The following is a 9,200-nucleotide window of genomic DNA, read 5'->3' as shown; positions in this document are numbered from 1 at the left end:
GAAAAGCGGGGTAGCCCATTTCCTGTGCGAAAATGAAAAAGAGTGTTTTGAGCAGGTTAGAGAACTGATGGGTTTTTTGCCCCAGAGCAACCGCGAGAAACCTCCACGGGGTAAAAACAAGGACAACGAGGAACGCAAGACCCGTGATCTGAGGGATATAATACCGGACAATCCCAAGCGGGCTTACGATATGAAAAAGGTTATCACCGAAGTAGCTGATGAAAAAGAATTTTTTGAGGTTCACAAAAATTATGCCCAGAATATAATTGTCGGTTTTGTGCGGATGGGCGGGCAGCCTGCGGGTATTGTTGCCCAGCAACCCTCGCATATGGCCGGTGTTATAGATATAAATGCATCACTCAAAGCAGCCCGTTTTATCCGCTTTTGTGACGCATTTGAGATACCGCTGGTTAGCTTTGTGGATGTACCGGGTTTCATGCCGGGTACAGACCAGGAGCATAGCGGTATTATCAAGCATGGTGCCAAACTTATTTATGCTTATGCGGAAGCAACCGTACCCAAGATAACGGTTATCACCCGCAAAGCATACGGGGGTGCTTATATTGTGATGAGCAGTAAGCACCTGCGGGGAGATGTAAACTATGCCTGGCCGGCCAGTGAAGTGGCGGTTATGGGGGCGGAAGGGGCAGTAAATATCGTATCCCGCAAGGCTATTACCGAATCTGCCAATCCGGAAGAAACCAGGCAGAAATTGCTTGAAGAATATCGGGAACACTTTGCCAACCCTTATCAGGCGGCTCAGCTGGGCTATATAGATGATGTAATTGATCCGGCTGATACCAGGAGCAAAATTATAAAAGCCCTGCGCTCTCTTGAGAATAAAATACTGGTAAATCCTCCCAAAAAACATGGGAATATACCTTTGTAAAGGAAGGTTGCATAAACAAAACATGGGGAAAACACTAGCAGAAAAAATACTCAGCCTGAAATCTGGCAGTGATGCCAGTGCCGGAGACATTGTAGTCTCCATGGTGGACTTGGCATTTGTTCAGGATACCACCGGCCCTCTGACTGTCAGGGAATTTTGGGACAACGGCTTTACCAAACTGGCTAATCCGTCACGGACAGCCCTTTTTCTGGACCATGCCGCACCCAGCCCCCAGAGACAGCTCTCAACAGACCATATCCTGCTTCGCAAATTTGCCCGGGATACCGGAGCCCTTATTTTTGATGTAGGCGAGGGAGTTTGCCACCAGCTGGTGGCTGAAAAGCTGGCCAGACCGGGTGATGTGATTGTAGGGGCAGATTCCCATACGGTTACCGCCGGAGGTTTGTGTGCCTTTGCTACCGGCATGGGCTCGTCTGATATTGCGGTGGCTTTTGCTCTGGGCAAGACTTGGTTTCGGGTGCCGGAGACTATTAAAGTGGTAGTCAGCGGGCGTTTCAAGCATGGGCTTTACGCAAAAGACCTTATTTTGCATCTTATCGGACTTATCGGGGCGGATGGGGCTACCTATAAAGCTCTGGAGTTTTCCGGTAATGTTGTGAACAATATGACGGTAGCCGAAAGGCTGACTATTGCCAATATGGCGGTTGAGGCCGGGGCTAAAGTAGGGCTTTTCCCGTCTGACCGCCAGACACTTGAATACCTGTGTTCGGTGGGGCGTGAGGCTGACTACCAGCCTTTGGCGGCTGATGTAGATGCAGTGTACGAAAGGGTAATAGAAATAGATGCTACCGCCCTTGAACCCACCATATCCAAACCCCATACCGTGGATAATACTGCTACTGCCCGTGAACTTAAGGGTACCAAACTGGATCAGGTATTTATCGGTACCTGCACCGGAGGGCGTCTGGATGATTTGGCGGTGGCGGCGGCTATATTTAAAAACCGCAAACGCCATCCCCAAACCCGTCTTATAGTCACGCCTGCCTCACAAAAAATATATCTGGAAGCTATCCGTCTGGGTTATATAGAAATACTGGTACAGGCCGGGGCTAATATTATGCCGCCCGGTTGCGGTGCCTGTCTGGGCGTCCATCAGGGTGTGCTGGGAGACGGCGAAGTTTGCCTTTCCACTGCCAACCGCAATTTTAAAGGCCGTATGGGTAACCCCGAAGGGTTTATCTATTTGTCCAGTGCGGCAACTGCTGCCGCATCTGCCATCAAAGGTGAAATTTCAGATCCCAGAGAGGTAATGTAATGCTTAAGGGCAAGGCTTTTAAGTTTGGTGATAGTATATCCACTGACCATATTGCACCCGGAAGGCTGGTGCACCTGCGGAGCAACCTGCCGGAACTGGCCAAGCATGTGCTGGAAGACGCTGACCCCACTTTTGCCCAGAGGGTAAAACCGGGTGATTTTGTGGTGGCGGGCAATAACTTCGGCTTGGGTTCTTCCCGTGAACATGCCCCCCTGATTATCAAGATGGCTGGAGTGAGTGCGGTAATGGCAAAGTCAGTAGCCCGCATTTTCTTCCGCAACGCCATAAATCTGGGTCTGCCGATACTTATATGTGATACCGATAAAATTGCCGAAGGTGACGAACTGGAAGTAGACCTTGATGGCGGCAAGATATATGACCGTACCAACGGAGCAGAGCTGACATTTGGCAAAATACCTCCCGCTATGCTGAAGATACTTGATGAGGGCGGGGTTATGCCCTATATAAAGAAATACGGTGATTTCAAACTGAACGAAGTTTAAGGAGTTTTATTTTGATGTATCATAATGTAACCCTTATACCCGGTGACGGGATTGGTCCTGAAATATCTGAAGCTACCCGTCGGGTGCTGGAAGCTACTGGTGTTAAGTTTAACTGGGAAGTGGTAAATGCCGGTGCGGACGTGGTGGCTGAATATGGCACACCCTTGCCGGATATGGTGCTTGAATCCATCAGGAAAAATAAGGTTGCCATAAAAGGGCCGGTAACCACCCCGGTTGGCTCAGGCTTCAGAAGCGTAAATGTGGGTATGCGTAAAGCCCTTAATCTGTATACCTGCCTTCGCCCCTGTAAGACCTATCCCGGTGTTCCCTCCCGTTATGACAATGTGGATATAGTCATAGTGCGGGAAAACATGGAAGACCTGTATGCCGGTATTGAGTTTGAAAAGGGCAGTGCCGAAGCCCTAAGGCTTATTGAGTTTATTAAAGAAAATAAAAAGGTGGAAATACGGACTGATTCGGGTATCAGCATAAAACCAATCAGTGTGTTTGGTACCGAACGCATATTCCGCTGGGCTTTTAAATATGCCAAAGATAACAACCGCAAAAAGGTAACTGCTGTCCACAAGGCCAATATTATGAAATATTCAGACGGGCTGTTTCTGGCTGTAGGCCGCAAAGTGGCGGAGGAATACCCTGAAATAGAGTTTGAAGACCGGATTGTAGACAATATGACTATGCAGCTGGTTAAAACCCCCACCCAGTTTGATATACTGGTCTGCCCCAACCTGTACGGAGACATCTTATCTGATTTGTGTGCCGGACTGGTGGGTGGTTTGGGGGTTGCACCGGGTGCCAATATCGGTGATGAATACGCCCTGTTTGAGCCTACCCATGGCTCTGCCCCCAAGTACAAGGGGCTGAACAAGGTAAATCCCATGGCTATGATGCTTTCAGGTGTACTTATGCTCCGCTATCTGAAGGAAGAGAAGGCTGCTGACAAGTTGGAAAATGCTATTGCGGCGGTTATTGCCGAAGGCAAGAGTGTTACTTACGATATGCTTTCTCCTGACAAACAGACAGTGGCAGTGGGTACTTCGCAGGTGGCAGATGCCATAATAGCCAAAATGAAATAATAAATACGGCTAAAGGTTTACGGGTATTGTACCTGTAGGCTTATTTACCCGCAGTGATAACAGGTGAGGAAGAAAACATATGCCCAAGATTAGTGTAATAGGTGCCGGCAATGTGGGTGCTACTCTGGCCCAACGCCTTATAGAAAAAGACTTTGCAGATGTGGTCATGCTGGACGTGGTGGAGGGTATTCCCCAGGGCAAAGCTCTGGATATCTCCCAGTCCGCTAGTGTTTTGGGTTTTCGCCACACCATTACCGGCAGTAATGACTATGCCGAAACAGCTGGCTCGGAGATAGTGGTGATAACCGCCGGCATTGCCCGCAAACCGGGCATGACCCGTGAAGAACTGCTGGCCATAAACCAGAAGATTATGACTGATGTGGTTTCAAACTGCCTTAAATATTCCCCCGAAGCAACGCTGGTGGTCGTTTCAAATCCGGTGGATACCATGACCTATTTGGCATGGAAACTTTCCGGTTTGCCCCGGAAGCGGGTAGTGGGTCTTTCGGGGGTGCTGGACGGAGGGCGTCTGGCTACCTTCGTAGCCCGTGAGCTTGGGGTAAACCCTTCGGCTGTCAGCCCTTGCGTAATGGGTGAACACGGCGGCAGTATGGTGGTGATGTCCCGCTTTACACTGGTAAACGGTAAACCCCTGTCTGAACTAGTCTCGCCTGAAAAGGCGGATGAACTGGCCAAACGGGCGGTTAACGGCGGTGCCGAGATTGTGGCTTTCCTTAAAACAGGCAGTGCTTTTTATGCCCCGTCTGCTTCAGTAGCCGCCATGGTAGAGGCTATTTTTCTAGGCAGCGGCAAGGTTATGAACTGTGCTGCGGTGCTGGACGGAGAGTATGGCCTGAGAAATATTGTACTGGGTGTGCCGGTAAAGCTGGGCAAAGGCGGTATAAAGGAAATTATCACCCTGCCGCTGGACGGGCAGGAAAATGCCCGCCTTCAGGCTTCTGCCGAAATGGTAAAGGTGCAGATAGCCTCTCTTTCACTTTAATAAGTTTAAAGGAGACAATACATTGAGTAAAGATAAAGAATTTCTGGATGCTTTTCTAAAACTGAAAACCGAGCTGGATGATACAGTTTACAAGCTTGAAGATGTAGTTATAAACGGCAATCTGGAAGAAAAGATTGCCGCTTTGAAAGAGGCGGAGGAAAGCCTGCCTCCCGCTCTGGAAAGGTTTGATACCCTGCCCGAACCCGAAGCTGAGAATGTTAAAAATGCCCGTGATTCATATAAAAAGGCCATGCACCTTTATCAACAAGCCTGCAGCCACTATGTGAAACTGCTTACCGAACAAAACCGCGAAGAAGGCAAAGAAGGCGCTTACAAGATGAAACAAGCCGGAGACCTGTTCGTCAAGGCCAGTGAGTATCTAGAGGGTAAATAAGTGCGGGAAATAGCTGCATCCCGAATAAGTGCGGTTCTGGCGGAACTGATTGTAAAAATCAGTACAGAGCTGGGTGAGGATATTTTAACGGCTTTACATAAAGCATATGAAGCCGAAGAGTCTCCTGCCGGGCGGGATATACTTCAAAGTTTGCTGGAAAATGCCCGCATAGCCAAAGAAAAGAAAATACCCCTCTGTCAGGATACCGGCACAGCCATTGTTTTTGCTGAGGTGGGTCAGGAAGTGCACGTAACGGGTAACTTTACTGATGCCATAAACCTGGGTGTCAGGCAGGGCTACGAGCAGGCTTATCTGCGGAAATCCATTGTCAGCCACCCGTTTTCAAAACGTATAAATACTAACGATAATACCCCGGCGGTTATTCACACTGAAATAGTCCCTGGAGACCGCCTGAAGATTAGTTTCATGGCTAAAGGAAGCGGTGCGGAGAATATGAGCCGCCTTTTCATGCTTAAGCCCGGTGTAGGGCGTGAAGGGGTGATAGAGGCGGTGCTGGAAACAGTGGAAAAAGCCGGCGGCAGTCCCTGTCCGCCTATTATTATCGGGTTGGGGGTGGGGGCAACGGCGGAAAAGGCCATGTTCATGGCCAAGAAGGCCCTGCTTAGACCGCTTGGCATAACCCATACTGACCCCGAAGTGGCGGCTCTGGAAACAGAAGTGCTCAAGCAGGTGAATAAACTGGGTATAGGTCCGTTGGGTTTAGGCGGCAGAGTAACGGCTCTGGGGGTAATGGCTGAGACTGCACCTACCCATATTGCCAGTTTGCCGGTGGCGGTAACCTGCAGTGCCATAGTGCCCGTCATGGTGAGGCGGTGCTTTGATGTCAAGTATAAAACTAAATTCTCCTTTTGATCCCTCTGAACTGGAAAAACTGCAGGCCGGAGATAGGGTACTGATTTCCGGTGTTATATACACTGCTCGTGACGCCGCCCACAAGAGGCTGGTAGAAACCCTGAAGCAGGGCAAGCAACTTCCATTTGACCTAAAAGGTCAAACTATTTACTACATGGGGCCTTCGCCTGCCAAACCGGGCGAAGTTATAGGTTCCGCAGGACCTACTACCAGCAGCCGAATGGACCCTTATACTCCGGAACTGCTGGATGCCGGGTTACGGGCTATTATCGGTAAGGGTAACCGTTCAGCCGAAGTTAGCTGGGCTATTGTAAATAAAAAGGTGGTTTATTTTATTTCCATAGGCGGGGCGGGGGCACTCCTCTCCCAGTGTATCAAGGAAAGCCGGATGGTTGCTTATCCTGAGCTTGGGGCTGAGGCTATATTGGCACTCACGGTGGAAAATTTTCCGGCTATCGTAGCTATTGACTCACAGGGGAACAACGCCTTTACCCTTGGACAATCTCTTTACCGGGTAGTTGGTACTAAGGAGGCCTGATATGGGGTGTTTATTTTGCGCCATAGCCAAAGGGGAAATACCTGCTCAGATAGTTTATAAAGATGAAGATCTGGTGGCTTTTAAAGATATAAACCCCCAGTCACCGGTGCATATACTTATTATTCCCCGCAGGCATATTGCCAATCTGACTGATCTGGACGAGGCTGATACCGAACTGGCAGGTAAAATGATTTTGCTGGCAGGTAAACTTGCCCGTGAGATGGATATTGCCGAAAGCGGTTACAGGCTGGTGATTAATAGCGGGCGTGAGGGCGGACAAGTAGTCCAGCACCTGCATTTGCACCTTTTAGGTGGCCGCCAGCTTGGCGGACAGCTGGGTTAACCGGAAGTCTGGCTGAAATACAGCATTAATCCGGCCAGTGTCTTGGAGTCTGTTATCTGCTGATTGGCAATCATGGCTTTTACCTCTGCCGGGGTATAGCGGAAGACTTCTATATCTTCGGTATCTTCGGCGGTTAAAGGTGCATATTCAAGGTCTGTTGCTACCAGCACATACAAGTATTCGGTAAGAAAACCGGGTGATGAATAAAATCCGCCCAGCCTTCTAAGGGTATTGGGTTTATACCCGGCTTCCTCCCGCAGTTCACGGCGGGTGCTTTCCTCAGGGGTTTCCCCGCTATCCATACTGCCTGCCACCAGCTCCAACATGTCTTGGGCAGCTGCCAGGCGGTATTGTTTTACCATCAGCAGTTTGCCGTCTGTGTCAAGCGCCACTACCACTACGCAGGGGTTATGCTCCACCAGTTCACGCGGGGCAGTTTTACCCGAAGGCAATTCCACGGTAACCTTGCGGAGTTTAACCAGATTTCCGCAGTATATATAGTGGCTTGAAAGAATCTTTTCAACCATTATCGGATCTCCTAGTTTATACGGAGTTTACTTCGGCCAGTGATAACATCATGGCAGTTTCATCGCAATTGGGGAATTTAGGGCAGCGGTAGCATTCCCCCCATATTTTATGGGGCAGCGCATTTTTCTCCACCTCATGGAAACCGCATTTCAAAAAGAAAGCCGGTTTATAGGTCAGGCAGAAAACGGTGGGTATCCGAAGGGCTTTGGCATCTTCCAGACAAGCCTTGACTACCATTTCTCCAAGCCCCTGACGATGCCGTTCCTCGGAAACCGCCAGAGATTTTACCTCTGCCAAGTCTGCCCAGCTGATATGCAGGGCGGCACAGGCAATTACCTCGCCGTTATCACCGCGGATTACATAAAAGTCCCGCAGGTTCTCATATATTTCAGCCAGAGAGCGGGCCAGCATCTGCCCGTGGTCAGCAAAATTGTTTACCAGCTTGTGAATAGTAGTGGCGTCTTTAATGGTGGCTTTATCTATCGTATACACTTTCGTTATTACCTTTCAGTTTGGTATCAAGCTCTTTGTAAAAATAATTATTCGGCCGTAGCCTCATGAATTTTACTTTCTTTGAGCTTCGCCTGAGACGCAGAGTGTCTCCGCTTGATACCTGCATATTGATAAAGCCATCTATACTCAGAGTAGCTTCATGCCAGGTATTTACCTGCAAATCTACGGTACTGTCAGACGGGAGCACCAGGCTGTAACCCCGTCCCAAATGGGGCAGAATAGGTGTCAGGATAATATCTGCCGAGTTTGGCTGGAGGACAGGCCCGCCGGCGGCATAAGAATAACCGGTACTGCCGGTGGCGGTGGATACAATAGCTCCGTCAGCTTTGTAAGTGGTAAAAGGCTGTGAATTTATATCTACCGAAACGCAGATAACCCGGGCAACTTGCCCGCGGGCTACTACGGCGTCATTCATGACGAAAAACTGCCGGCTTTGAGCGGAGTCATGGGGTAAATATTCGGCTTCCAGCAGGCTGCGTTCATCTATCCATCCGTCACCTGCCAGTACTTTTTCCAGCCCTGAAATGGCATCTTCAGGCGAAAGCTCGGTCATAAAGCCCACTTTACCCAGATTTACACTTAGAATGGGTATTTCAAGGGGCAATATGGCATGGGCGGTACGTAAAATAGTGCCGTCACCGCCGGTAGTCAAAATAAGCTGGGTATTTTGCATTTTGGAAGTCAGCTTATCCGCCTGCCAGGCAGAATCAGACCAGTTTTCAATTCCCAGTGCATCCAGCTTGGCGGCCAGCTTAATAGCCAGGTCACAGGCAGCCGGATTTAATGGGTGATATATAATGCCAATCTTTTTGTACATAACAGAATATCCTTAAATAAAGACAAAATGAGTGTAACAACCCGAAGTGCGGGTGTCAAACAGAGGAAAGTTTACTTGCGCCTGGAGAAAAACAGCAGCAAAAGGCCGATACCGGCAATGGCCACACCCAAGACAATCCCGGATGCCAGTTGTTTAACCAGCAGGAAACTGATGCCGCCCAGAAGGAGGCCGCCGAACAGGACGATAATACCCAGATATTGCAATCGGTATGATGTATGGCTGCGGGGAGGCGCTTTGGGGGCAACCCGAGCCGGTTTAGATTTGGCATCTTCAGTGGTATCTGATTTTTTACCCAGCTTGCCGAATTTGCTGACTGCCCAGACTATGGCTATCAGGCCGCCTATCAAGAGTATTTCTATAGGACCAATTCTCATAATGCTCCCGCAGGTTCAAAATCAAATACTAAGT

At 49.3% G+C, this 9,200-nt stretch carries 12 protein-coding genes and 1 pseudogene; 9 read left to right on the top strand and 4 right to left on the bottom strand.

Annotation, left to right across the window (positions count from 1 at the left end; translation table 11 throughout):
• The 9 genes and pseudogenes from WC259_RS06275 to WC259_RS06235 all read left to right on the top strand — a co-directional run.
• On the top strand, positions 1-889 hold an 889-nt coding region (locus WC259_RS06275), incomplete at its 5' end, for an acyl-CoA carboxylase subunit beta (RefSeq protein WP_372643648.1).
• A 22-nt stretch (positions 890-911) separates the two neighbouring features.
• Entirely contained in the window at positions 912-2,165 is a 1,254-nt protein-coding gene (locus WC259_RS06270; RefSeq protein WP_062900237.1) for a 3-isopropylmalate dehydratase large subunit, read from the top strand.
• On the top strand, positions 2,165-2,668 hold the full coding sequence (locus WC259_RS06265) for a 3-isopropylmalate dehydratase small subunit (RefSeq protein ID WP_011928856.1): 504 nt from the start codon (positions 2,165-2,167) through the stop codon (positions 2,666-2,668). Before WC259_RS06270 ends, WC259_RS06265 begins: the two co-directional genes overlap by 1 nt.
• A 14-nt stretch (positions 2,669-2,682) precedes the next feature.
• The gene (locus tag WC259_RS06260) at positions 2,683-3,762 is read left to right on the top strand and encodes an isocitrate/isopropylmalate dehydrogenase family protein (protein WP_372643645.1); all 1,080 of its coding nucleotides are present in this window, start codon (positions 2,683-2,685) and stop codon (positions 3,760-3,762) included.
• Between the two features lie 79 nt (positions 3,763-3,841).
• Positions 3,842-4,765 (top strand): malate dehydrogenase, encoded by a 924-nt coding sequence (mdh, locus tag WC259_RS06255; RefSeq protein ID WP_078986791.1) that lies wholly within the window; start codon positions 3,842-3,844, stop codon positions 4,763-4,765.
• 22 nt (positions 4,766-4,787) lie between these two features.
• On the top strand, positions 4,788-5,159 hold the full coding sequence (locus tag WC259_RS06250) for a hypothetical protein (RefSeq protein WP_011308974.1): 372 nt from the start codon (positions 4,788-4,790) through the stop codon (positions 5,157-5,159).
• Positions 5,160-6,001 (top strand): annotated as a pseudogene (locus tag WC259_RS06245) (fumarate hydratase).
• Entirely contained in the window at positions 6,001-6,570 is a 570-nt protein-coding gene (locus tag WC259_RS06240; protein WP_012984200.1) for a Fe-S-containing hydro-lyase, read from the top strand. Before WC259_RS06245 ends, WC259_RS06240 begins: the two are co-directional and overlap by 1 nt.
• Before the next feature lies 1 nt (position 6,571).
• The gene (locus tag WC259_RS06235) at positions 6,572-6,913 is read left to right on the top strand and encodes a histidine triad nucleotide-binding protein (RefSeq protein ID WP_011308977.1); all 342 of its coding nucleotides are present in this window, start codon (positions 6,572-6,574) and stop codon (positions 6,911-6,913) included.
• Here WC259_RS06235 and WC259_RS06230 read toward each other — a convergent pair.
• The 4 genes from WC259_RS06230 to WC259_RS06215 form a co-directional block, all read right to left on the bottom strand.
• Positions 6,910-7,440 carry an NUDIX hydrolase gene (locus tag WC259_RS06230; protein ID WP_011308978.1) on the bottom strand — a complete coding sequence of 177 codons (531 nt, stop codon included), beginning with the start codon at positions 7,438-7,440 and terminating at the stop codon, positions 6,910-6,912. The two genes, WC259_RS06235 and WC259_RS06230, sit on opposite strands and share 4 nt — an antisense overlap.
• Positions 7,441-7,456: 16 nt before the next feature.
• Entirely contained in the window at positions 7,457-7,933 is a 477-nt protein-coding gene (locus WC259_RS06225; RefSeq protein ID WP_011308979.1) for an N-acetyltransferase, read from the bottom strand.
• Positions 7,917-8,771 (bottom strand): NAD(+)/NADH kinase, encoded by an 855-nt coding sequence (locus WC259_RS06220; RefSeq protein WP_015406952.1) that lies wholly within the window; start codon positions 8,769-8,771, stop codon positions 7,917-7,919. The genes WC259_RS06225 and WC259_RS06220 overlap by 17 nt, the downstream gene beginning before the upstream one ends.
• Positions 8,772-8,842: 71 nt before the next feature.
• Positions 8,843-9,166 carry a hypothetical protein gene (locus WC259_RS06215; RefSeq protein ID WP_372643638.1) on the bottom strand — a complete coding sequence of 108 codons (324 nt, stop codon included), beginning with the start codon at positions 9,164-9,166 and terminating at the stop codon, positions 8,843-8,845.
• Between the last annotated feature and the right edge of the window lie 34 nt (positions 9,167-9,200).

The organism is Dehalococcoides sp., from assembly GCF_041654235.1.
Lineage (GTDB): Bacteria > Chloroflexota > Dehalococcoidia > Dehalococcoidales > Dehalococcoidaceae > Dehalococcoides > Dehalococcoides mccartyi_B.
The sequence above is the reverse complement of the archived record's forward strand: the minus strand, read 5'-3'. Positions and strand labels throughout refer to the sequence as shown.

Excerpts from the sequence above, each read along its gene's own strand:
- WC259_RS06270 (WP_062900237.1), top strand. The coding sequence starts at position 912 with ATGGGGAAAACACTAGCAGAAAAAATACTCAGCCTGAAATCTGGCAGT.
- WC259_RS06265 (WP_011928856.1), top strand. The coding sequence starts at position 2,165 with ATGCTTAAGGGCAAGGCTTTTAAGTTTGGTGATAGTATATCCACTGAC.
- WC259_RS06230 (WP_011308978.1), bottom strand. The coding sequence starts at position 7,440 with ATGGTTGAAAAGATTCTTTCAAGCCACTATATATACTGCGGAAATCTG.
- WC259_RS06215 (WP_372643638.1), bottom strand. The coding sequence starts at position 9,166 with ATGAGAATTGGTCCTATAGAAATACTCTTGATAGGCGGCCTGATAGCC.
- WC259_RS06240 (WP_012984200.1), top strand. The coding sequence starts at position 6,001 with ATGTCAAGTATAAAACTAAATTCTCCTTTTGATCCCTCTGAACTGGAA.
- WC259_RS06260 (WP_372643645.1), top strand. The coding sequence starts at position 2,683 with ATGTATCATAATGTAACCCTTATACCCGGTGACGGGATTGGTCCTGAA.
- mdh (WP_078986791.1), top strand. The coding sequence starts at position 3,842 with ATGCCCAAGATTAGTGTAATAGGTGCCGGCAATGTGGGTGCTACTCTG.
- WC259_RS06235 (WP_011308977.1), top strand. The coding sequence starts at position 6,572 with ATGGGGTGTTTATTTTGCGCCATAGCCAAAGGGGAAATACCTGCTCAG.
- WC259_RS06220 (WP_015406952.1), bottom strand. The coding sequence starts at position 8,771 with ATGTACAAAAAGATTGGCATTATATATCACCCATTAAATCCGGCTGCC.